We start from the raw sequence: 22,591 nt of genomic DNA on the forward strand, positions 1-22,591 counted from the left end.
GTAAACTATTGATTAGAGTTTTGGGAGTTGACTCTAAAAACTCTAAATCTAATCTAAGGAGCAGGCTTATGGATCTTTCTTCTTTGACTCCAGACAAACAGGTGAAACTTCAATACTGGCTGGATGTAATACAGCAATGCAGGGCCTCCGGACTGACAAATCAGATCTGGTGTGAACAACACGATATCTCTTTGAAAAGTTATTATTACTGGCTTTCCAAAATTCGAAAGCTTGCCCTGGAAGAACTGCCCCGCAAGAAAAACGGCATCCACATGTGTACAGACCAACAGTCAACTGCTTTAACGGAATCCCCGGCTGAGTTTGCGGAGCTTTCACTTCCGGACAGAAACATTTCCCGTTCCACTCCTGCAGCCATACTTCATATCGGATCCATAACAGTGGAACTTTATGAAGGCACATCTGCCCAGATGCTGGAAAACATTCTGAAAGCCGTGCAGTCATGTTAGGAGATCTTTCCCATGTGGAGAAAATCTATATCCGATGCGGCTACACCGATATGAGGAAGCAGCTCAATGGCTTGCTGGATATCATCCAGTACAACTTCAAACTGGATCCTTACAGCAATTCCTTATTCCTGTTCTGTGGAAAGAGGGCTGACCGGATCAAAGCAGTCCATTACGAGGGAGACGGTTTCTGCCTTTTATACAAACGGTACGAAAACGGACGTCTCCAATGGCCGCGGACCGGCGAAGAAGCAAAACAGATTTCTGATCAGCAGCTACGCTGGCTTCTGGAAGGTTTGAACCCGGAGCAGCCAAAGGCAGTTCAGAAATGGCTCCCGCATAAGTCTGAAAATACTGAAAATCCTTAGAAATGCTGGGAAATCTGACGATTCTATGGTATAATAATCTTATCGAAACGAAAGGGTTTTCAGGTTATGTCAGCTACGGAACAGGAGTATAAAAATCATATCAAAGAACTGGAACAGCAGGTCCGGCTCCTGAAAGAGCAGGTTGATTTCCTGACCCGTAAACTTTATGGAACAAAATCCGAGAAGACATCTACTCTCGAAATCGAGGGGCAGATGTCTCTTTTTAATGAAATCGAAACCTGTGCGGATCCTGATGCACACGAACCGGAGCTTGTTGAGATAGAGAAGCACCTACGTAAAAGGAAGTACACCGGTCAGCGGGAAGAACTGGTAAAAAATCTCCCTCACAGCAAAGTACTCCATACCATAGATGAAAGGGAACAGATATGCGATAACTGCGGGAGTACGATGGTGAAAGTAGGGGAAGAATTCGTCCGCACGGAAGTACAGTTTATCCCTGCAAAACTCAAGGTGATTGACCATTACCGGGAAACGTATGAATGCAGGTCATGCCGGAAAAACGGAACTCCTTATATGGAGAAGGCTCCGGTGCCATATCCTCCCGTCCTGCATTCTCTGGCATCTGCATCTACCATCACCTGGCTCATCCACCAGAAGTTTGAATTAAGCATCCCGCTGTACAGACAGGAAAAAGAATGGGAGGCTTTGGGATTACGTTTAAGCAGAGCGACTATGTCAAACTGGCTTCTGGTTGTCTATCGGGACTGGCTTGTACACATCGTCCACCGTCTGAAGCTGGAACTTCTGAAACAGAGATACCTTCATATCGATGAAACACATGTACAGGTGCTGAAAGAACCGGGACGGAAAAATACGTCCGATTCCTATATGTGGGTTTACTGCAGCATCAGAGATGCCGTAAATCCCATCCGCTACTTCGAGTACCAGCCGGGACGAAGCGGGAAATATCCGGAAGCGTTTCTGAGGGAATATGAAGGTTATATCCATACAGACGCTTACTCCGGATACAATGCAGTTTCAGGAGTAAAAAGATGTCTTTGCTATACGCATCTGCGCCGGGCTTTCGTGGATGCGCTCCCAAAAGACATCCATAATTCGGAAGCATCAAAACCTGCGGAAGCAATCCTCCGTCTGAATCAACTCTTTAACATAGAGTCAGAGTTGGAGGCGCTCCCTCCTGATCAGAAGAAAAAAGAACGTCTTATCCGCGAGAAACCGCTTCTCGAGGCTTTTTGGTCATGGGCAGAAAAAAGTGCCATCGGAGAGCTGCCGAAATCCAAACTTTCAAAAGCTTTTCATTACGCCTTAAATAACCGTGAAGGTTTTTGGAATTATCTGGAAGACGGGAATTGTTCCATCAGTAATTCGCTTGCGGAAAACTGTATCCGTCCCTTTGTGATCGGCAGAAAGAACTGGCTGTTCTCCGGCAGTCCGAAAGGGGCGGAAGCCAGTGCAGGAATCTATACACTGGTAGAGACAGCGAAAGCGAATGGGCTTGCCCCGATGAAATATATAAAATATATCCTGTCCGACATGCCGGGGAGTGCTTTTCTTGAACATCCTGAATATCTGGATGATTATCTGCCTTGGAATCCTCTTGTAAAAGAATTCTGTCGATAACCGTTGACCTTTTAGTATAAAAGGCTGACGGTTATTTTTCTATACACTGTTTTATTTGACGCTTACATTGAAACAGCAAAGAAATCTGCTTTTTGCCGTGCAATTATCAATAAGTTGGTGGAGTTTAGCTTTGCAGAAGTTTTTGAGCAGAAATACGACTTCTTCTCCCAGATTTTTGAGTATCTGATTAAAGACTATAACAAGGATTTTGGTAAGTATGCGGAATACTACACTCCGCACACCATTGCAGATATCATTGCCCGTATTATGGTGCATGGAGAAGTGACCAATGCTACCGTCTATGACCCTGCGGCTGGCTCCGGTACGCTGGTATTGGCTCTGGCTCACCAAATTGGCGAGGACAACTGCACCATCTACACTCAGGATATATCTTCCAAGTCCAACGAGTTCCTGCGACTAAACCTGATCCTAAATAATCTGGTTCACTCTCTCAGCAATGTAGTGCATGACGATACGCTTATTGCTCCCCGGCACCTGAACCCACAGAAGAAGGGGCTTGCCAAGTTCCAGTATATTGTCAGCAATCCTCCCTTCAACATGGACTTCAGCGACAATCGGGAAACCTTAGCCGGTGAAAAATATAGCAGCCGTTTCTTTGCCGGTGTGCCCAATATTCCCAATAAAGACAAGAGCAGCATGGCTGTGTACCTGATGTTCTTGCAGCACATCATCTATTCTATGGATACAAATGGAAAAGCTGCGATTGTGGTTCCTACCGGATTTCTGACTGCCGGTTCTGGTATTCCTAAAAAGATTCGAGCGCATATCGTGAAAAATCGTATGCTGCGTGGTGTTGTGTCCATGCCCTCAAATATCTTTGCTACCACCGGCACCAATGTGTCTATTATCTTTCTGGATAAAGAAAACTGGGATGGACAGGTAATCCTGATGGATGCGTCCAAGCTGGGAACAAAAGAAAAGGTTGATGGTAAAAACCAGCGGACGGTGCTGAGCCAGGAGGAAATCAACAAAATTATTGATATCTTCAATGCTGGTGAAGCAGTCGATGATTTCTGCGTGGCAGTCAGCTACAAAGAGATTGAGGAAAAGAAGCTGTCCTTTTCTGCCGGTCAGTATTTTGATGTCAAAATTGAGTATGTAGAGCTGACTCCTGATGAATTTTCTGAGAAGATGAACGGATTCACCACCCGACTGGACGAGCTGTTTGCAGAGAGCCGTCGGCTGGAGGATGAGATTAAGCAGCAGTTGGGGCGGGTGAAGTATGAAAACTAAGAATCTTACACAGGTAAGCAATATTACTACCGGAAAACTTGATGCGAACGCCGAAATACCTGATGGAAAATTCCCGTTTTTTACATGTGCACCCACTCCGCTGAGAATAAATACATTTTCATTTGATGATGATGTAGTTTTACTTGCCGGAAACAACGCACAGGGGAATTTTCATCTTCAACGATACAAAGGAAAGTTTGATGCATACCAGCGTACATATGTTATCACTGCCAAAAAAGGATACGACATTGATTATATTAAATATTCTCTTGAACTATCCTTGAAGCATCTAAAACGACTTGCTCAAGGTTCTCAAACAAAATTTTTGACGATGCAGATTCTGGACTCCTTTCAGGTTTTAGATTTTCCTTATGAGGATCAAAAAACTCTTATCAGTAGTGTTTATGCAATAGATAGTAAAATCCGTTTAAATGATAGAATCTGCTCTGAGTTGGAATCCATGGCAAAGACCCTCTACGACTACTGGTTTGTGCAGTTTGATTTCCCTGACGAAAATGGTAAGCCTTACCGCACCTCCGGCGGTGAAATGGTCTGGAATAAGCAACTCAAACGGGAGATTCCCAAGGGGTGGGAAGCTAAAAATATACAGGAAATTTGCGCAGTTGTAGATTGTCTGCACTCTAAAAAACCGGATTTGTCCTTTGAGGCTGAAAACTATTACTTATTGCAATTAGACAATTTGGTTGATATGGGGTTGCTTGATTTATCAAACAAATATTATGTATCAGCCAATGATTATGCTGCTTGGACTTCAAAGATTGAGGTAAGATGTGGAGATTTGGTGATAACAAATGCTGGGCGAGTAGGAGATATTGCAAGAATTCCAGAAGGAATTATTTGTGGTATAGGTAGAAATATGACTGCCATTAGGGCAGTAAATGTTGATCCCATTTTTATGTACTACTTTTTTGCAAGCAGTGATATGAAAGCGCAGATAAAATCCAATACCGATACAGGTTCATTTTTTGGTAGCTTAAATGTTAGAGGAATTAAGCAGCTAATTATGCCTATTCCATCTAAGGAATCAGAAATTATGAATCGATTTATCGATATTGTGCGTCCAATAAGAGAAAATCTCGAAATGGTAGCTCAACAATCACAAGAATTATTAAAACTCCGTGACTGGCTTTTGCCTATGCTGATGAACGGACAGGCACGGGTGGAATGAGGTGAAAATATGGCCAAAAGTCCATTGGAAAGACAAATTGAATCTCAAATGAAGCAGGCAAAACAGCTTGCGGATAAAAAGCGGCGAGAAGATGAAAAACGGGCAAGGGAGCAGAAGCGCATGGAACAAAAAGCGATTGTTCGGAATCGGGCATCATCTATTGTAAATGGCCAACCGTTAGTGGAAGGCTTTCGCATTATGGATAAGACATCAGAAGAGATATTAAAATGTTTACTGGAGTGTGACAGCGTAAGGGACAGCCATGTTAATTTCTCTGATGATATTTTTCCGTCGTATGTCCAGATGTCTATTGGAGTAGAACTCGAGAAACTAATACAATACGGGATGATTGGCGGGCTTTTATCATTTGACAATGGAGGCATGCTCGACTTGTTACCACCTGCCTTCTCCTATTTTGAGGATAAACAGACAGCTTTATATAGGCAAGATAAGCGTGAAAAGGAACGCCAGCAAAGTATCATCAACTATGGAAACTTAGTTTTCGGTAATGTTTCGGGATCTACATTGACTGTGGACAATTCCATACATCAAATTGAGCAAGTCATAGATGAAAAAGGCGGTGAGGATAAAGAGGAACTTCACGAATTGTTGGATGAAGTCAAAGAATTGATCGAAAATATACAGTCAAGCAGAGCCATACCGAAGCAAAAGAAATTATTTGAAAAGATTTCCAATCACATGGAAAAGCATGGTTGGTTTTACGGTGCTGTAGTTCAACTTTTGGGAACAGCTGCATTGGGACTGATAGGAGGATAGAAAGTATGAAAAAGGTCGATTTACACATTCACACAGTTGCGACTGTAAGTGACCATTACTTTGAATTCTCCATGGATGCGCTGCAAAGTTATGTGGAATGCAAAGAATTAGATGCAATTGCTGTCACAAATCATAATCTGTTTGATAGAAAGCAATATGAAGAAATTTGTGAAAAAATATCAGTTCCAGTATTTCCGGGGATTGAAATTGATGTAGAGCAGGGACATTTATTATTGATTACTTCACCGGACGACCTGGATGATTTTGAACCTCGATGCAAGCATATACAGGGAAAAAATTCAACGAATACTTCTTGGATATCAGAAGATGATCTGCTGGAATATTTTCCAAACATCGGAAAGTATGTACTGATACCTCACTATGATAAAAGTCCAAAGTTAGAATTACATCGAATTCCCAAAATCAAAGACCACATTACTTGCGGCGAAGTCACAAGCGTAAAAAAATTTATATCAATGAAAAAAAGAAGTGGGGAACTCGTACCAATTCTTTTTAGCGATGAACGCATGGAAAACAGGGAGGCGCAGTTCCCAGATAGACAAACTTTTATTGATATTGAGGAATTATCTATAAATGCATTAAAACACGCCTTAAGAGACCGTGCCAAAGTTTCACTTTCTCCAGATGAAGGGAATGTTTTGTTTCAAATTTTAGATAATGGATTGCAAATCTCTACAGGTCTGACAGTTGTTTTGGGAGGGAGATCTTCTGGAAAGTCATATACATTAGACGCTATTAATGATCAGTATGAACATGCTGCTTATATACGCCAGTTTGAATTACTTGCTCGGGATGAAGAAGCAGATAAACGAAGATTTGATGAACTTTTACGGAGAAAAGGAGACTCCATTACTCAGGAATTTTTGCAACCATTTAGAAATGTGATTGATAATGTACAGGCGGTAGATCTAAGAGCAGATGAAAGGGAAATAGAAACATATCTTGAAATGTTAAAAAAATCTGCTGCAGAGGTCGAAAGACAAGATGCTTTTGCAAAAGCAAAACTATTTAGTGAAACATTATTTGACATTAAAGACCTATCATCACTTAAAAAGCTTATTGAAGCTGTTGATGTTTTGATTTCTAATTTAGAGTATCGAGAATTGATAAATTCTCATATTGAGAGAAAAGCATTGTTAAATTTGGCGATTTCACTCAGAAAAGAATATATCACTGAAAGCCAATTAGCAAGCGCTATGAAATGTGTGAATGATATTGTAGGTAATATAAAGACGGAGTTGAGCAGTAGGACGACAAATACAGTTATTCCGGAGATTGACTTTTACAGGATTTTGCTGAATCAGAGAAAAATAGAAAACTTCGTTGCTATTGTTAAAGGTATTCAGCAAAAACGTATTATTGAACAAAAAAGCGTCCATTCGTTCAACATCGTTGCAAAATCGAGACCTTTTAATGGAGCTCAGGAGCTTCATTCGGTGTTTAGAACGAGTGATGCACTTACTCCCCTTTACGAAAAATATAATGATCCGTACGAGTATTTGTGTTTGTTACGCAAAAATCAAAATATTCCAAGTTCTGAATATCATAAATTTTTTGCTTATATTGAATATGAGGTTTTGAATAAATATGGAACTAAAGCGTCAGGTGGCGAACGATCAGAATATAATCTGCTTCAACGAGTGAAAGATGCTTTACAAGAAGATATTTTAATTTTGGATGAACCAGAATCTTCTTTTGACAATATTTTTTTAAAAGATGGTGTTGATGTTTTACTGAAAGAACTGTCCGAACACATTCCTGTTGTGATTGCAACGCACAATAACACTATTGGGGCTTCGGTACATCCTGATTTTCTCATATACACAGAAAAAGAGATTACTCCGGATGGTGCTATCAAATATCACCTTTATTCTGGATATCCAACCAGTGAAGAACTAACAGATCTGGAGGGAAATAAGTTAAAGCGTAGATCAATTATGCTGAATTGCTTGGAAGCAGGTGAAGAAGCGTATCTCGAGAGGAGCAAAACATATGAAGTATCTTTACATTGAGAATGGACAGGGATTTTTTTCAGTAAGTGGTTTGGAAACAGATAAACAAACCATAGATAAAATTCGAAAAGAGGATCTTTTGAGATTACTGAACTTGATTGTTGATGGGAGCGCAGAAAATGGATTCGAAATGGATTCTTATGATGAGGAAAGCTTAAAAAATCCTGCACACAAAATAATTTATAAAAACATATACGATAAATTCGATGCACTAATTAAAAAGCGAGTACAATTCAAGGATGAAACGTGTGATTTATACAAAGCTGCGATCGAAAAGTATTCTGCGGAATTGAGCGAAGAATGAAAATTCTAAATTTGCAACATGGCATGAGCACATTTTGAGTACACTATTTGCGAGACACAGAAATACACCGGCGAATATGAGAAAAATACGCCGGATTGTAGCATGAACGCTATATAAAATATGTATATCTCAAAACCCTACTTTGAGTGGGAGTAATGAAAAAACAGAACGAACTAATCCTAAAAAAGGTCTATGCCTAAATACATTGCATGATAAAGCATTAGATAGGGGGGCGATTACACTTAATTACAATTATAAAATAATAGTATTTTCACAGTTAAAAACGAGAGTATGGATGAATATACAAAGGCATGGTTTATGAACTATGATTATAAAAATTATTATGCCAAGTAAGTTCCTGCCGGATCGTCGTTTTATTGAATATCATATTGATATGATCTTTCAAAGATAAGGGAGATAAATTATGAATAATTTAACAGTGGATCAGCGAAGAAAAAGTATATAGAACATTCGTAGTAAAGATACTTCCTTGAAGTTATACTAGAAAAGTATTGTGGGGCTAAAGGATACCGTTATATCAAATCTTAAAAATCTACCTAAAAAGCCAGATATAGTACTGAAAAAATACAAAATTTCTGTGTTTTTGATGGAGAGTTTTTCCATGGAAAGGATTGGAAGATTCTAAAACCTAAATTGGAAAAAAGCAAAAATTCTGATTATTGGATAAGAAAAATATCACGAAATATTGAACGTGATGATAGTTTTTGTGAAAACGTATGCTTAGGATAAATCCATAAGATTGAAAAGCTACCGGAGTGTAATCATCCAGTAGCTTTTATTCTTTCTCAAACTTTATAATATCATTTGGTTCGCAATTTAAAATCTCACAAAGCCTTTCCAGTGTAAACATGGTAATAGACTTATTATGTTTTAAATTATTGATCGTTCGGGGATTAATTCCATACTTATGAATCAGTGTATAGGTGGAGATATCCCGTTTCTTCATGGTCTCCCATAATGGAGAATAGCTTATCATTTCTGTTCACTTCCCAGTTTGTAATATAATCATTATCATGGGAAAAATAATAGTTTACTATACTGAAAAATGTATCTATAATAGAGGCATATGAAAGGAGCAGGGATGAAAAAATATGATGAGCTATCCAACAACAAAGAAAAACATAATTTTGAAGAATTCCTTATCTTAACATTCGAGTTTTCCGATGATGAACTGGCGGCAATCGATAAACAAAAGCCAATGACAATGGAACTTTTTTCTTCATGCCTAGCTAAATGTACAGAGCATGGACTTTATAAACTCTTTGAAAGGTTGCTGGATGAGTATCCGGAATTATCAGATAAATACGTAAAACCTATCGAGGATGATATAAAGGATACAATGTACGGATGGAACAATCGATAAGATGTTGATTGGAAGCGTAAATATGAGATAATGGCTGCCCTTTAAGGAGAAAAGGCGAAACCAGTTGATTCAATTGTTCCAGCGATTCAGGAGTCTGATTGATACCGGAACGGGAAGAAACCTTGATCTCATTATAAAGGTCATGGGCATAATGGGCACGGTAAAAATAGAAGTCATGGGAACAGGTCCGGATCTGTTTACAGTTATTACAGACGTAAGATGGTTTTTTAAGTCTGTCACAAAGTATAGGAGTAAAATCACGGCAGTACACGGCGCAGCGTTTGGAACGGCATTTAAAGCATAATGACTGGCAGGAAAGGCTGCCACATACATTTCTTTTTTCACAGGAATGAAAGAACTGGCATTCTGAGCGTTTCTTCTGTAGGTCGTCCTGATAATGAGGAACATGTATGAGATGCCGCCGTATCTCCTTTGAGATGGTAGAGGAATCATTGTTTAACCTCTGAGCGATCTGTGTAAAGTTTTCGCCAATCTGTATTCCATGTTCGATAGCAGCACGGTCAGCGAGAGTAAGGTGTTTGTGATTTCCAATATTATTAGTAGCCATAGATAAATCCTCCTTTGTAATAAAAATGGATCATTTCCGGCGATCGGAGGATATGGGCCAGTGTACCCTGGCATTTGTTATAGGATACCTTATTGTAGGGCTAAGTTCCACCCCTGATTCCAGCAAAAAGAACATAAAGGGCTAAAGATGGAAATTAGTTTTTCATTTTACGGATGGCGAAATTCTTTGTAAAAATTAGCACTCACCTCTTGACAGTGCTAATAAATGGTGTTATAGTTCTCATAGAACAAGAAAAAAGCACAGCATTTCCGGTATGCGAATATTGGAAATGCTTTTCATAGAATAGGAGGAAAGCCTATGAATATCAGTAAATTTACACAGAAATCCGTACAGGCTGTCCAGGATCTTGAGAAGGTTGCTTATGAATATGGCAATCAGGAGATTGAGGAGGAACACCTTCTGTATGCATTGCTGACACAGGAGGACAGCCTGATCCTCAAGCTGATCGAGAAGATGGAAATCCAGAAGGAATATTTTATTGACACAGTTAAGAGGGCACTGGATGCCAGAGTTAAGGTTTCCGGTGGAGAGCTTCGATTTGGTCAGTATCTGAACAAGGCACTGGTCAGTGCAGAGGACGAAGCGAAGGCTATGGGAGATGAGTATGTATCGGTTGAGCATCTCTTTCTTTCCATGCTGAAGAATCCAAGCCCGAGCATGAAGAAGCTATTCAATGAATTCGGAATCACCAGAGAGCGTTTTCTTCAGGCATTATCTACAGTCAGGGGAAACCAGAGAGTTGTCAGTGACAACCCGGAGGCAACCTATGATACTTTGAATAAATACGGTGAGGATCTTGTGGAGAAGGCGAAGAACCAGAAGCTTGATCCGGTGATCGGCCGTGATATGGAGATCCGGAATATTATCCGTATCCTTTCCCGTAAGACCAAGAACAACCCGGTTCTCATCGGTGAGCCTGGCGTTGGTAAAACAGCAGCCATCGAGGGACTGGCGCAGCGTATTGTGGCAGGAGATGTACCGGAAGGTCTTAAGAATAAGAAGATTTTTGCCCTGGATATGGGTGCGCTGGTTGCAGGTGCCAAGTATCGTGGTGAGTTTGAGGAACGTCTGAAAGCGGTACTTGAGGAAGTGAAGAAGAGCGAAGGACAGATCATTCTGTTTATCGATGAGCTTCATCTGATCGTGGGTGCAGGTAAGACAGACGGCGCCATGGACGCAGGAAACATGCTGAAGCCTATGCTTGCCAGAGGTGAGCTGCACTGTATCGGTGCAACAACTCTGGATGAGTACCGACAGTACATTGAGAAGGATGCTGCACTTGCCCGTCGTTTCCAGCCGGTTATGGTAAATGAGCCGACAGTGGAAGATACCATTTCCATTCTCCGTGGCCTGAAGGAAAGATATGAGGTATTCCACGGTGTTAAGATCACAGACAGTGCATTGGTTGCAGCTGCCACACTTTCACACAGATACATTACAGACCGTTTTCTCCCGGATAAGGCAATCGACCTTGTTGATGAAGCCTGTGCGCTGATCAAGACGGAGCTGGATTCCATGCCCACAGAGCTGGATGAGCAGAGACGTAAGATTATGCAGCTGGAGATTGAGGAGTCTGCCCTGAAAAAAGAAACTGACAACTTAAGTAAAGAGCGTCTGGCTGATCTGCAGAAAGAACTTGCAGAGCTGAGAGATACTTTTAATACCCAGAAAGCTCAGTGGGATAATGAGAAGCATTCCGTAGAGAAGCTTCAGAAATTACGTGAGCAGATCGAGGATATCAATAAACAGATCCAGAAAGCAAAACAGAATTACGATCTGGAGAAAGCAGCTGAGCTGCAGTACGGCGAGCTGCCGAAGCTTCAGCAGCAGCTGGAGGTTGAGGAGAAGCAGGTTAAAGAGAGTGACAGAAGCCTGGTACATGAGGCTGTCACAGATGATGAGATTGCTCGTATCATTTCCAGATGGACCGGTATTCCGGTAACCAAGCTGACAGAAGGTGAGAGAACCAAGCTGCTGGGCCTTGAGGATGAGCTGCACAAACGTGTAGTAGGACAGGATGAGGGTGTTCGTCTTGTAACAGATGCGATCCTTCGTTCCAAAGCCGGAATCAAGGATCCCACAAAGCCGATCGGTTCCTTCCTGTTCCTTGGACCAACCGGTGTTGGTAAAACAGAGCTTGCCAAGACTCTGGCTGCCACACTGTTTGACGATGAACAGAATATGGTCCGTATCGATATGAGTGAGTACATGGAGAAATATTCCGTGTCCCGTCTGATCGGAGCGCCTCCAGGATATGTCGGATATGAGGAAGGCGGACAGCTGACAGAGGCCGTTCGAAGAAAACCGTACAGTGTTGTTCTTTTTGATGAGATCGAGAAGGCTCACCCGGATGTATTCAATGTACTTCTGCAGGTACTGGACGATGGACGTATCACGGATTCACAGGGACGTACGGTTGATTTTAAGAATACGATCCTGATCATGACTTCCAACATTGGTTCTCCATACCTTCTTGACGGTATCGACGAGAAGGGAGATATCAAGCCGGAGGCACAGGAACAGGTTATGAATGATCTTCGTGGTCACTTCCGTCCGGAGTTCCTGAACCGTCTGGATGAGATTATCATGTTCAAGCCGCTGACCAAGGATAATGTAGGTAAGATCGTAGATCTTATGGTCAAAGAGCTCAGTGACCGTCTGGCTGACCAGGAGCTTTCTCTGGAGCTTACAGATGCTGCCAAACAGATGGTAGTGGATAACGGTTATGATCCTGTTTACGGTGCACGTCCTCTGAAGCGTTATCTCCAGAATTATGTGGAGACACTGACAGCCAAGAAGATCCTTTCCGGTGATGTGCATGCCGGAGATACCATTGTGCTGGATGCGAAGGACGGAGCGTTTACCGTCAGCACGAAGTAAAAAATAACTCCATAAAGTTATGATAGATTGACAAGGAAAAGAACTGTCGGTTCTGATAGAAATTCATTTCAGGATGAAAATCGGAACCAGGCAGTTCTTTTTTGGACAAGGAATGGAATATTTTTATCAGATACTGAAGAAATAAAAAATCCTGAAAAATTTTTTACTGGCTCTTGACAAAAAATAAAATTGGTAAGATAGTAAATCTGATATTTCAGATCAGACAGCTATCCAGCAGCATCTGGGATATTGGATAAATATCAGATAAAAGGATGGAAACAGATTATGATACCAAAGGACCCGGTAATGCTTTTAAGTTACGTAAATACACAGCTGCGGGATTTTTACAGATCCCTGGATGCCTTCTGTGAGGACAGAGGACTTAACCGGAAAGAACTGGAGGATAAGCTTGACATGATCGATTATGCTTATGATCCGGCTGTGAATCAGTTTGTATAAGAAAATCAGGAACAGAAAGAAGTACCCGTTTCGAATAAAAAGACGAAGCGGGTATTTTTTTGTGGAAAAATAGGAAAAACAGAAGAAAATAAATTAGTTAAACAAATTAATTAATAGATTTTAGGTGGAAATTAAAGAAGCTGTAAATCTTAAAAAAGTGTAAAATTCACAAAAATCAATTGCATTTTTTGTGCAGATGTATATTATATATAGTTAGCCGACTAATTAAAAAAGATCACTGCTTCGTATATCATTAACAGGGAGCAGGTGTCTGATCGGATGAGAGAGGAGTGACAGCGTGTTTTGTAAGGAGGAAGATGAGAAAGAAAAGCAGAGCAGTTTTTTATCTCTGTTTATGAAGGTAGACCGTCATTTTATGACGAAATGCTTTAGTCAGATGCAGGAGCTTGGGATTTATCCGGGACAGATCCCGGTTCTGGGGCTTGTGTCCGGAAGGGATGGCCTGAGTCAGCGGGAAATTGCAAAGATCCTGCATATCAAGCCGCCTACGGTAAATGTATCGATACAGAGACTGGAGAAAGCAGGCTTTCTTTATAAGAAACCGGATGAAAAGGACCAGCGTGTGACCAGGATCTACATGACAGAAAAGGGAAAGGAAATCAAGGCAAAAGCACTGGAACGGATCCATAAAAATGAGGCTGTAATGATGGAAGGCTTCAGTGAGGCGGAACAGTGCCTGCTTCGGAGATTTCTGGAGCAGATCCTTGTAAATATCGAAAAGATCCAGCCGGAGGAAGCCATAGAAAAGCTTCATCCGGATGAAATGACAGAAAGGAAGGAACAGAAACGTGATTAAACTGATGAAATATCTGAAACGATCTGCAGGTTACATCGTACTCATCATTGCGCTTCTTTTTCTTCAGGCATACTGTGATCTGTCTCTGCCGAATTACACATCCAATATCATTAATGTGGGAATTCAGCAGAACGGTATTGAAGACAGTGTTCCTGAGAAGATCAGAAAGACGTCCATGGACAGTCTGAAGCTGTTTATGGAAGAGGATGATGCGAAAACTGTGGATGGATTTTATGAGGAAGAGGGAGATGATCTGGTATTAAAGGATAAAATCTCCAAAAAAGACAGAGAAGAACTCAACGATATCTTCGGCAAACCGATGGTGATCGTTTCTACTCTGACGTCCGACAGTGAAGAATCAAAGGCAGCTCTTGCAAAAATGGGAATCCCGGAAGGGACTGATCCACTGGCGGCTCTTTCTCAGATGCCTGCAGAGGCTCTGTCTGCTATGAAGGAGCAGGTCGGAGAAAAGATCGACAAGATGCAGGAATCCATCATCACACAGGCAGGTGTTTCCTATGTTCGTGCAGAATATGAAGCTATGGGTGAAGATGTGGACGCCATACAGATGGATTACATGAAGTCAACAGGTATCCGCATGGTGCTGATGGCACTGGTCACCATGATGGCTGCAGTATGTGTGGTATTTCTTTCATCCAGAGTTGCTGCATCTATGGGACATGATCTCCGTGGGCTGGTTTATAACAAAGTCATAGGTTTTTCCAGCAGAGAGTACCATAAGTTTTCAACAGCGTCCCTGATCACACGATGCACGAACGATATCCAGCAGATCCAGCAGGTAATGGCTATGATGTTCCGTATCGTGCTTTATGCGCCGATCCTTGGAATCGGTGGTGTGATCCGCGTGCTTCAGAGAGATTCCTCCATGACATGGATCCTTGGGGTGGCCATTGTACTGATCATGGCATTTATGGCAATGCTGTTCAGGATCGCAATGCCGAAATTTACAGCCCTGCAGACCATGGTAGATAAGCTGAACCTGGTAACAAGAGAAATCCTTACCGGTATTCCGGTTATCCGTGCATTCAGCCGGGAAAAACATGAGGAGGAGCGTTTTGAGGATGCAAATATCACTCTGACGAAGACAAACCTCTTTGTAAACCGTTGTATGACATTTATGATGCCGGTGATGATGCTGATCATGAACGCAGTTTCCGTACTGACCATCTACAGCGGTTCTTATGCAGTAGACAGCGGAAGCATGCAGGTTGGTGATGTTATGGCGTTTATCCAGTATGCAATGCAGATCATCATGTCATTTTTGATGATCACAGCAATGTCTATCATGCTGCCGAGAGCAAATGTATCTGCATGCCGTATCAACGAGGTACTCGAGACAGAAGTCAGTGTCCAGGATCCGGAGGATCCGGTACAGCCTTCCCAGGATGTGAAGGGTACTGTAGAATTTGATCATGTAAGCTTCGCATATCCGGAGGCAGGAGAGAATGTTATCACAGACATTTCTTTCAAGGCAGAAAAAGGTGAGACAGTAGCGATCATCGGAAGTACAGGAAGCGGTAAGAGTACACTGATCAATCTGATCCCGCGTTTCTATGATGCAACAGAAGGATCTGTGAAAGTGGATGGCGTGGATGTCCGGGAAATGACACAGAAGGATGTCCGTGACAGGATCGGTTACGTTCCGCAGAAGGGTGTACTTTTCTCAGGAACCATTGATTCCAATATCCGTTACGGAAAGACAGAGATTTCGGAAGATGCAGTGAAAAAAGCAGCAGGGGTTGCACAGGCTACGGAATTTATCGACACCAAGCCGGAGCGATATAAGACTCCGATCGCACAGGGAGGAAGCAATGTTTCCGGTGGACAGAAGCAGAGGCTTTCCATCGCCAGAGCTATCGCAAAAGATCCGGAGATATTTATCTTTGATGACAGCTTTTCCGCACTGGATTTCAAAACAGACAGCACACTACGAAAAGCGCTGAAAGAACATACAAAAGAAGCAACAACCATTATCGTGGCACAGCGTATCAGTACGATCTTAAATGCAGATAAGATCCTTGTACTGGACGATGGACATATGGCAGGAATCGGAAGCCATAAGGAGCTGATGAAGTCCTGCGAGGTATATCGCCAGATTGCCATGAGTCAGTTATCAGAGGAGGAATTGGCATGAGTCAGCAGAGAAGAAGAGGCCCTATGGGCGGACACGGAATGCAGCCAACAGAGAAGGCCAAGGACTTCAAAGGCTCCATGAAAAAGCTCTTTGGCTATATGGGCAGATATAAAATCCGTTTTATCCTGATGTTTATCTTTGCAGTGGCAGGTACAGCTTTTAATATTGCAGGCCCGAAGATCCTTGGAAAAGCTACCACAGAGCTGTTCAATGGTCTGGTTGCCAAGGTAAACGGTACAGGAGGTATTGATTTCAGTAAGATCGGAATGATCCTTCTGTGGACTTTGGGATTGTATGTGGCGAGTGCATGTTTTTCCCTGATCCAGGGATTTGTCATGACGGGGATCTCCAATGATGTTACATACAATCTCCGAAAGGATATTTCAAAGAAGATCAACCGTCTGCCAATGAATTATTTCGAGAGCAGAACAAACGGTGAGATCCTTTCCAGGGTGACAAATGATGTGGATACCCTGCAGATGAGCATCAACCAGAGCATGACACAGCTGATCACATCCGTAACAACACTGATCGGTGTATTTATCATGATGCTTTCCATCAACGTGTGGATGACACTGGCAGCAGTGCTGATCCTGCCGGTTTCCATGCTTATCATTAATAAAGTAATGAAACACTCCCAGAAATATTTCCAGGCACAGCAGGAGTATCTGGGAAAAGTAAATGGTCAGGTGGAAGAGAATTTCGGCGGCCATGATGTGGTAAGAGTATTCAACAAAGAGCAGGATGTGCTGAAGGAATTTGAGCATGACAACCATAAGCTTTATGAGTCTGCATGGAAGTCACAGTTCTTTTCCGGAATGATGATGCCGATCATGCAGTTTGTGGGAAATCTGGGATATGTGATGGTGGCACTTCTCGGAGGAATTTTTGCCATCAAGGGAACTATCGAGGTTGGAGATATCCAGTCCTTCTTCCAGTATATCCGTAACTTTACACAGCCGATCCAGCAGATCGCCCAGGTTACAAACCTTCTGCAGTCCTCGGCGGCAGCTTCTGAGCGGGTATTTGAATTTCTTGAGGAGCCGGAGGAAGAGCTTCAGCCGGAGAACCCGGATTCCATTGAGGGACTGGAAGGAAATGTACAGTTTGAGCATGTGAAATTCGGTTATAATCCGGATAAGATCATTGTAAATGATTTTTCCGCAGATGTGCATGACGGTCAGAAGATTGCCATTGTAGGACCTACAGGTGCAGGAAAAACGACGATCGTAAAGCTGCTGATGCGTTTTTATGATGTAAATGGCGGAAGCATCAAGGTTGACGGACATGATATCCGGAACTTCAACCGCAGCAATCTCCGTGAGATGTTCGGAATGGTGCTGCAGGACACCTGGCTGTTTTCCGGAACCATTATGGAAAATATCCGCTACGGAAGATTGGACGCAACGGATGAAGAGGTGATCGCAGCAGCAAAAGCGGCTCATATCCACAACTTTATCATGCAGCAGCCCGGCGGCTATCAGATGGTCCTGGATGAGGAAACCAGTAATGTTTCTCAGGGGCAGAAGCAGCTGCTTACCATTGCAAGAGCGATCCTGGCAGACAATAAGATCCTGATCCTGGATGAGGCCACATCTTCCGTTGATACAAGAACAGAAATGCAGATCCAGAAGGCTATGGATAACCTGATGAAGGGCAGAACCAGCTTTGTTATCGCCCACAGACTTTCTACCATTAAGGATGCAGATTTGATTCTTGTCATGAAGGACGGAGATATCATTGAGCAGGGAGATCATGAAGAGCTGCTGGCACGGAAGGGCTTCTATGCGGATCTGTATAACAGTCAGTTTGAACAAAAACAGGCATAATCCTGTTTTTGTTCATGAGGAAGTAGCGAAGCGGATTCCGAATGTCTGCTTTGCTGAAAGAGGCTCAGGCATAAGATAACCTGAGTATTGAGCAGGATTACAGCACCGGAAATGTACTTCCATCCGAAAAACGGATCGGCCACGTTTCCGGTGCTTTTTTTGCGGATTTTTTTCAGGTTAATGTGGTGAATAAATATTGTATAATTCATATAAAAATGATAGGAATAATAATATAAATTATATGAAAATAGCACAAAATCGTAAGAAAGTACAGTCTGTTCGGAAGAATAAAGAGGAATTCCATGATTCATACAGTATAATAGGATATATCGAGTGTGTGGAAAAACTATAAACTATATAATGCGGAAAATGCGGAATATTAAAGAGAAGAGAGGTATTTTTATTATGAAACAGAAAGCAATGGATATGAAACTTGTAGTAAAACCGCTGGTTGGCTGTCTGACACATACACATTTCTGGGAGGGACCATGTCGTGCCGGACATAAAGAGGATATGACTGTTGAAGCTGAGACAAAAGCAGCTGATGAGGCGTTCAAAAATTCAGTTAAGGGATTACAAGGGGTTATTGATGAGGTAGAATTCACGGAGCCTGTGGATGTCCGCTATAATGAGTCTTTTGTTGTAGATAAAGACCTTTTTGCAAAAATCGGAGAGGATGTTGATGAGATCGATTGCTTCCTCTGCATGGGATGGAGAATTCCTAAGCTTGAGCGTTTCGGAAAGCCGGTCGTTATCTGGCAGAACGGAAACGAAGGAATTGATTTTGCAGCATACTGCCGTTCCATCGGAGTAGAGGCATATGTATGTATGGATCTTCAGGATGTGAATGAGATCATGCATATTCTCTGGGTAAGAAAAGCAGTTCGCAATACAAGGGCGCTTGTACTGACAGCAGGATCTCAGCCTACATTCGGAATCCAGAGTCTGATCCGTGATCCGGAGATCCTTCGTCAGCGTTACGGAGTTGAAGTGGTGAAGCTTCCATTTACATCCATCTTCAAATATATGGATGAGATCACAGATGAGGAAGCAAAACCGATTGCAGATAAGATCATTGCAGGATCTACCGATACACAGGTAAACACAGACTGGTTTATCAATGACGTGAAATATTATCTGGCTGCCAAAAAGATGATGGATATTTATGACTGCAACGCTTTCTCAACCGCATGTCATGAGCTCTGTACAACAGAAATCCCGCAGAACCGTAAATTCACACCATGTATGTGCCATTCCATCATGAAAGACGAGGGAATTCCAAGCGGATGTGAGGAAGATCTTAATGCACTGATGGCCATGCTGATCATGCAGTATGCCGGAAAACGTCCGGCATTCATGGGTAACCCGAACCACGAGACAGACGAGCTTCTCCGCATCCACCATGCAGTACCGGCTCTTCATATGAACGGTTATGGAACAAAACCGCTGGCATACAAACTCTGGGCATTCACAGGCCAGGGATTCGGTGGAAAACTGCAGGTTGACTTCACAGAGAACGATGATGATTATATCACACTTGGACGTTTCAATCCGGCAGGCGATACCATGTGCATCAAGAAAGGCAAGGTTATCCGTTCTGAATATGCAGATACATACTGCAGTCCGTTCTACTACATCCAGATGGACGATGCAAGAGAATTCATGCACAATCTTGCAGGATTCGGACATCATCAGGTGCTGATCTTCGGTGATTATACAAAGATGATCAAGAAGATTGCAAAAATTATGAACTTCAATATTCTGGAAGGATGATAGGATGATATATCTGAACAACGGGGCAACTTCCTGGCCGAAGCCCCCTGCTGTTTTGGAAGCTGTGCAGGCGTGTCTTAGCGGCACGCCTGCTTCGCAGTTCCGGGGCGGCAGATCGATCATGAAAAAAGATGTGGAAGTACTTTGCCGGGAAAAATTGGGACAGCTCCTTGGAATCAGGGAAACAGAGCGAATATTTTTTACATCAGGGGCAACAGAAAGCATGAATACAGTTCTTGGGGGGCTGGACTACGGTGAAAAAGGCAGAAGCATCCTGGTAACGCAGACAGAGCATAACAGTGTGCTACGTCCGGTATATAATCTGGAACAGCTGAGAGAACATCCGGTGCTGGTAGTGAAGTGTACGATAAACGGGACAGTGACGGAAGAAACCCTGGAAACAGCAGTACGACCGGACAGCCGTGTGCTGATCGTGAACCACTGTTCCAACGTGACAGGCTGTGTGCAGGATATGGAGATGATCCGGGAATTTGTAAAGAGACATGGACTGATCCTGATCGTGGATGTGTCACAGAGTGCTGGCTGTATCCCTGTTGATGCAGATAAATGGGAAGCAGATGCGCTTATTTTTACAGGCCACAAAAGCCTGATGGGAATTCAGGGAACCGGCGGATTTTATGTCAGGAGCGGAATTGAGCTGAAGCCTCTGAAATATGGGGGAACCGGAAGAAACAGCGCACAGCTTACCTACGAGAACAAAGATTATGAGTATGAGGTAGGAACTCAGAACATGCCGGGAATCACAGGACTTCTGGCTGGGGCGGAGTTTATTGAGCAGACAGGACTTGCGGCAATTATGGAAAAAGAAGCTCGTCTAATGGAAATGCTTTATTGTGGTCTGGAACAGATAGAGGGTGTAAGAATCTACGGAAACCATGACGTATGCAGAGGACCTGTGATGAGCCTGAATTTTCAGGGACTGAAAGCTTCGGATGCCGCGTATATTCTGGAAAGCGTATATGGGATCATTGTCCGTTCAGGGCTTCACTGTTCGCCATTGATCCATAAGGCAATGGGAACAGAAGAGGGCGGAACTGTGAGAGTAAGTGTTTCGTGGTTTACGGAGGAGAAGGATATAAAGGAATTTTTAGGAGCTGCGAAGGAAATAGCGGCATCTGTGGCACGGAATATTTAGCAGGCAAGTTACAGAGCAAATTTATACGGATGTATTACGAAGAACGATCGCAGGAATCAGTCATATAGGGCAGACAGCAGATCCACGGGAAATCTGCCTGTAAAGGAAAGGGGAATACACGATTATGAAAATAATAGGAAAACAGCCTTCCAGGGAAAAATGTGCAGAATCCGGCTGGTTTGCCTGGGATTATCTTCTGGATGAACCGGTAGAGCGGGAATTCATTCTGAAGCTGAGACCATTGGGTGGATTCACATATCTTGATATGCTGAAACAGCCGTTTTTTAAGATTGACAGCGATTACTATATGATAAAAGGAATTCAGGGTAATGATTATTTCCGCATTGCTGTCCATGGGAAGCACGAAGATCAGCTGGAAGAGTTAGAACGAACTATCACAGATTGCATGGAAAAATAATATCTGCTATAATATTGTGAGCGTAAGAAGACACTGGAAAGGCTGCCGGTCCTGCCGGAAACAGCTGATGCGATGACAGTGTCTGCGTTTACAGGAGGCAGAATTTGCGATTAGAGAGAGACAACATACCCCTTGACAAAGAATTTCCTTTTCAGATTTCAGAGGTGGAACTGACACCGGAGAACAGTCGGCCTGGAAGTTATCACTGGCACAGCTATTTCGAGATCACCTGTGTGTTGGGGGGCAAGGGAAATTATTTTGTAAACGGGCAGGAATATACAATGGAAGAAGATGACATCATCATCTTCAATAATGTGGAGCCTCATGGATGGAAGCTGATCGGTGGAGACATGAAGCTTCTTGTGATGATCTTTTCACCGGAATTCGTGGCCGAAAAGCTGAGTATTTTTGATACGGAATATCTGAAGCCTTTTGTTGAGAGAGGAAGTAATTTTAAGAACCGTATCGGCAGGGAAGAAGAGGTAAGCGGAGAGATCCGTTCCAGTATCTGGGAGATCTATCACGAATGGCAGCAGAAAAAAGAAGGCTATCCGCTGATGATCAAGGCGAATGTACTTCGCATCCTTACCATGCTGATCCGGGCTTATCAGGATGAGAGCAAGTCAGGGGAAATGCTCCGTGAGAAGAAAAATGCAATGAAGCGTCTTGAGCAGGCTTTTAATTACATAGATGATCATTACTGTGAGAAGATCACTCTGGAAGAAGTTGCTTCTTCCGTATATATGAGTTCCAACTATTTTTCTTCTTATTTCCGTAAGGTGACAAATATCAGTTTCAGCGATTATGTCACAAGGATGAGGATCAACCATGCGCGTGAGCTTCTTCGGGAAACAGATAAAAATGTTACGGAAATCGCCATGGAATGCGGATTTAATAATATTTCCAATTTTTACAGACTTTACAAAAAACACGTGGGGAAACCGCCGAAAGATGAGAAGCAGAAGAAACAGTAAAAATAGTTAAAATTCATGAGCGGATAAGTCATAGACGGAAATCAGGCTTCGATGTTAGGATAAAAGTAAGAAATTTTGTCCTGATATCGGAGCTTTTTTATTAGAAAGGCTCCGATATCAGAAACGGAATATTAATGTCTGATTTACCGGACAGATAAGGAGAAGG

19 protein-coding genes and 2 pseudogenes are annotated in these 22,591 nt (G+C 42.6%); 19 read left to right on the forward strand and 2 right to left on the reverse strand.

Annotated elements, in window-relative coordinates:
* Positions 1 to 68 precede the first annotated feature (68 nt).
* The 9 genes and pseudogenes from tnpA to CCC70_RS16660 form a co-directional block, all read left to right on the forward strand.
* Positions 69 to 467 carry an IS66 family insertion sequence element accessory protein TnpA gene (gene tnpA, locus CCC70_RS03650; RefSeq protein WP_249308030.1) on the forward strand — a complete coding sequence of 133 codons (399 nt, stop codon included), beginning with the start codon at positions 69 to 71 and terminating at the stop codon, positions 465 to 467.
* Between the two features lie 14 nt (positions 468 to 481).
* Positions 482 to 832, forward strand: a complete 351-nt coding sequence (tnpB, locus tag CCC70_RS03655) for an IS66 family insertion sequence element accessory protein TnpB (protein ID WP_158526524.1) — start codon at positions 482 to 484, stop codon at positions 830 to 832.
* A gap of 66 nt (positions 833 to 898) precedes the next feature.
* The gene (locus CCC70_RS03660) at positions 899 to 2,434 is read left to right on the forward strand and encodes an IS66-like element ISRob1 family transposase (protein ID WP_004611469.1); all 1,536 of its coding nucleotides are present in this window, start codon (positions 899 to 901) and stop codon (positions 2,432 to 2,434) included.
* Positions 2,435 to 2,551: 117 nt separating this feature from the next.
* A complete protein-coding gene (locus tag CCC70_RS03665) occupies positions 2,552 to 3,688 on the forward strand; it encodes an HsdM family class I SAM-dependent methyltransferase (RefSeq protein WP_287084322.1) in 1,137 nt (378 codons plus the stop codon).
* Positions 3,678 to 4,877: a restriction endonuclease subunit S gene (locus CCC70_RS03670; RefSeq protein ID WP_287084285.1), complete on the forward strand. Its 1,200-nt coding sequence runs from the start codon at positions 3,678 to 3,680 to the stop codon at positions 4,875 to 4,877. Before CCC70_RS03665 ends, CCC70_RS03670 begins: the two co-directional genes overlap by 11 nt.
* A gap of 9 nt (positions 4,878 to 4,886) precedes the next feature.
* Positions 4,887 to 5,654: a hypothetical protein gene (locus CCC70_RS03675; RefSeq protein ID WP_287084286.1), complete on the forward strand. Its 768-nt coding sequence runs from the start codon at positions 4,887 to 4,889 to the stop codon at positions 5,652 to 5,654.
* A gap of 5 nt (positions 5,655 to 5,659) precedes the next feature.
* The gene (locus CCC70_RS03680) at positions 5,660 to 7,687 is read left to right on the forward strand and encodes a hypothetical protein (RefSeq protein ID WP_287084287.1); all 2,028 of its coding nucleotides are present in this window, start codon (positions 5,660 to 5,662) and stop codon (positions 7,685 to 7,687) included.
* Positions 7,668 to 7,991 carry a hypothetical protein gene (locus CCC70_RS03685; protein ID WP_287084288.1) on the forward strand — a complete coding sequence of 108 codons (324 nt, stop codon included), beginning with the start codon at positions 7,668 to 7,670 and terminating at the stop codon, positions 7,989 to 7,991. Before CCC70_RS03680 ends, CCC70_RS03685 begins: the two co-directional genes overlap by 20 nt.
* 469 nt (positions 7,992 to 8,460) lie before the next feature.
* Positions 8,461 to 8,711 (forward strand): annotated as a pseudogene (locus CCC70_RS16660) (very short patch repair endonuclease); the annotation flags it as partial.
* Positions 8,712 to 8,787: 76 nt separating this feature from the next.
* On the opposite strand, the gene CCC70_RS03695 reads toward CCC70_RS16660, so the two are convergent.
* Entirely contained in the window at positions 8,788 to 8,988 is a 201-nt protein-coding gene (locus CCC70_RS03695) for a helix-turn-helix domain-containing protein (RefSeq protein ID WP_087169710.1), read from the reverse strand.
* Positions 8,989 to 9,093: 105 nt separating this feature from the next.
* Here CCC70_RS03695 and CCC70_RS03700 point away from each other — a divergent pair, with 105 nt between their 5' ends.
* The gene (locus CCC70_RS03700; RefSeq protein ID WP_287084290.1) at positions 9,094 to 9,375 is read left to right on the forward strand and encodes a hypothetical protein; all 282 of its coding nucleotides are present in this window, start codon (positions 9,094 to 9,096) and stop codon (positions 9,373 to 9,375) included.
* On the opposite strand, the pseudogene CCC70_RS16665 reads toward CCC70_RS03700, so the two are convergent.
* Positions 9,347 to 9,943: pseudogene (locus CCC70_RS16665) on the reverse strand (helix-turn-helix domain-containing protein); the annotation flags it as partial. The gene CCC70_RS03700 and the pseudogene CCC70_RS16665 sit on opposite strands and share 29 nt — an antisense overlap.
* Before the next feature lie 318 nt (positions 9,944 to 10,261).
* Here CCC70_RS16665 and clpB point away from each other — a divergent pair.
* The 9 genes from clpB to CCC70_RS03755 all read left to right on the forward strand — a co-directional run bounded on the left by clpB (position 10,262) and on the right by CCC70_RS03755 (position 22,425).
* Complete coding sequence (gene clpB / locus CCC70_RS03715; protein WP_287084291.1) at positions 10,262 to 12,844, forward strand: ATP-dependent chaperone ClpB; 2,583 nt, start codon at positions 10,262 to 10,264, stop codon at positions 12,842 to 12,844.
* Between the two features lie 285 nt (positions 12,845 to 13,129).
* Positions 13,130 to 13,303: a DUF4250 domain-containing protein gene (locus CCC70_RS03720; RefSeq protein WP_044961487.1), complete on the forward strand. Its 174-nt coding sequence runs from the start codon at positions 13,130 to 13,132 to the stop codon at positions 13,301 to 13,303.
* A 298-nt stretch (positions 13,304 to 13,601) separates the two neighbouring features.
* Positions 13,602 to 14,120: a MarR family winged helix-turn-helix transcriptional regulator gene (locus CCC70_RS03725; protein ID WP_270406379.1), complete on the forward strand. Its 519-nt coding sequence runs from the start codon at positions 13,602 to 13,604 to the stop codon at positions 14,118 to 14,120.
* Positions 14,113 to 16,275, forward strand: coding sequence for an ABC transporter ATP-binding protein (locus tag CCC70_RS03730; protein ID WP_287084292.1), 2,163 nt, complete (start codon positions 14,113 to 14,115; stop codon positions 16,273 to 16,275). The genes CCC70_RS03725 and CCC70_RS03730 overlap by 8 nt, the downstream gene beginning before the upstream one ends.
* Positions 16,272 to 18,104 carry an ABC transporter ATP-binding protein gene (locus CCC70_RS03735; protein ID WP_287084293.1) on the forward strand — a complete coding sequence of 611 codons (1,833 nt, stop codon included), beginning with the start codon at positions 16,272 to 16,274 and terminating at the stop codon, positions 18,102 to 18,104. The genes CCC70_RS03730 and CCC70_RS03735 overlap by 4 nt, the downstream gene beginning before the upstream one ends.
* A gap of 405 nt (positions 18,105 to 18,509) precedes the next feature.
* Complete coding sequence (locus CCC70_RS03740; RefSeq protein ID WP_270652640.1) at positions 18,510 to 19,877, forward strand: hypothetical protein; 1,368 nt, start codon at positions 18,510 to 18,512, stop codon at positions 19,875 to 19,877.
* Positions 19,878 to 19,881: 4 nt separating this feature from the next.
* The gene (locus CCC70_RS03745) at positions 19,882 to 21,033 is read left to right on the forward strand and encodes an aminotransferase class V-fold PLP-dependent enzyme (RefSeq protein ID WP_287084294.1); all 1,152 of its coding nucleotides are present in this window, start codon (positions 19,882 to 19,884) and stop codon (positions 21,031 to 21,033) included.
* A 124-nt stretch (positions 21,034 to 21,157) separates the two neighbouring features.
* Positions 21,158 to 21,451, forward strand: coding sequence for a hypothetical protein (locus CCC70_RS03750; protein ID WP_110103239.1), 294 nt, complete (start codon positions 21,158 to 21,160; stop codon positions 21,449 to 21,451).
* Positions 21,452 to 21,555: 104 nt separating this feature from the next.
* On the forward strand, positions 21,556 to 22,425 hold the full coding sequence (locus CCC70_RS03755; RefSeq protein ID WP_092068404.1) for an AraC family transcriptional regulator: 870 nt from the start codon (positions 21,556 to 21,558) through the stop codon (positions 22,423 to 22,425).
* Positions 22,426 to 22,591 lie beyond the last annotated feature (166 nt).

This window comes from Blautia sp. LMAG:89 (assembly GCF_008679485.1).
In the GTDB taxonomy this organism is placed as follows: Bacteria; Bacillota; Clostridia; order Lachnospirales; family Lachnospiraceae; genus Blautia_A; species Blautia_A fusiformis.

Excerpts from the sequence above, each read along its gene's own strand:
- CCC70_RS03735 (WP_287084293.1), top strand. The coding sequence starts at position 16,272 with ATGAGTCAGCAGAGAAGAAGAGGCCCTATGGGCGGACACGGAATGCAG.
- CCC70_RS03685 (WP_287084288.1), top strand. The coding sequence starts at position 7,668 with ATGAAGTATCTTTACATTGAGAATGGACAGGGATTTTTTTCAGTAAGT.
- CCC70_RS03660 (WP_004611469.1), top strand. The coding sequence starts at position 899 with ATGTCAGCTACGGAACAGGAGTATAAAAATCATATCAAAGAACTGGAA.
- clpB (WP_287084291.1), top strand. The coding sequence starts at position 10,262 with ATGAATATCAGTAAATTTACACAGAAATCCGTACAGGCTGTCCAGGAT.
- CCC70_RS03680 (WP_287084287.1), top strand. The coding sequence starts at position 5,660 with ATGAAAAAGGTCGATTTACACATTCACACAGTTGCGACTGTAAGTGAC.
- CCC70_RS03695 (WP_087169710.1), bottom strand. The coding sequence starts at position 8,988 with ATGATAAGCTATTCTCCATTATGGGAGACCATGAAGAAACGGGATATC.
- tnpA (WP_249308030.1), top strand. The coding sequence starts at position 69 with ATGGATCTTTCTTCTTTGACTCCAGACAAACAGGTGAAACTTCAATAC.
- CCC70_RS03700 (WP_287084290.1), top strand. The coding sequence starts at position 9,094 with ATGAAAAAATATGATGAGCTATCCAACAACAAAGAAAAACATAATTTT.
- CCC70_RS03670 (WP_287084285.1), top strand. The coding sequence starts at position 3,678 with ATGAAAACTAAGAATCTTACACAGGTAAGCAATATTACTACCGGAAAA.
- CCC70_RS03675 (WP_287084286.1), top strand. The coding sequence starts at position 4,887 with ATGGCCAAAAGTCCATTGGAAAGACAAATTGAATCTCAAATGAAGCAG.
- CCC70_RS03720 (WP_044961487.1), top strand. The coding sequence starts at position 13,130 with ATGATACCAAAGGACCCGGTAATGCTTTTAAGTTACGTAAATACACAG.
- CCC70_RS03740 (WP_270652640.1), top strand. The coding sequence starts at position 18,510 with ATGAAACAGAAAGCAATGGATATGAAACTTGTAGTAAAACCGCTGGTT.
- CCC70_RS03750 (WP_110103239.1), top strand. The coding sequence starts at position 21,158 with ATGAAAATAATAGGAAAACAGCCTTCCAGGGAAAAATGTGCAGAATCC.
- CCC70_RS03745 (WP_287084294.1), top strand. The coding sequence starts at position 19,882 with ATGATATATCTGAACAACGGGGCAACTTCCTGGCCGAAGCCCCCTGCT.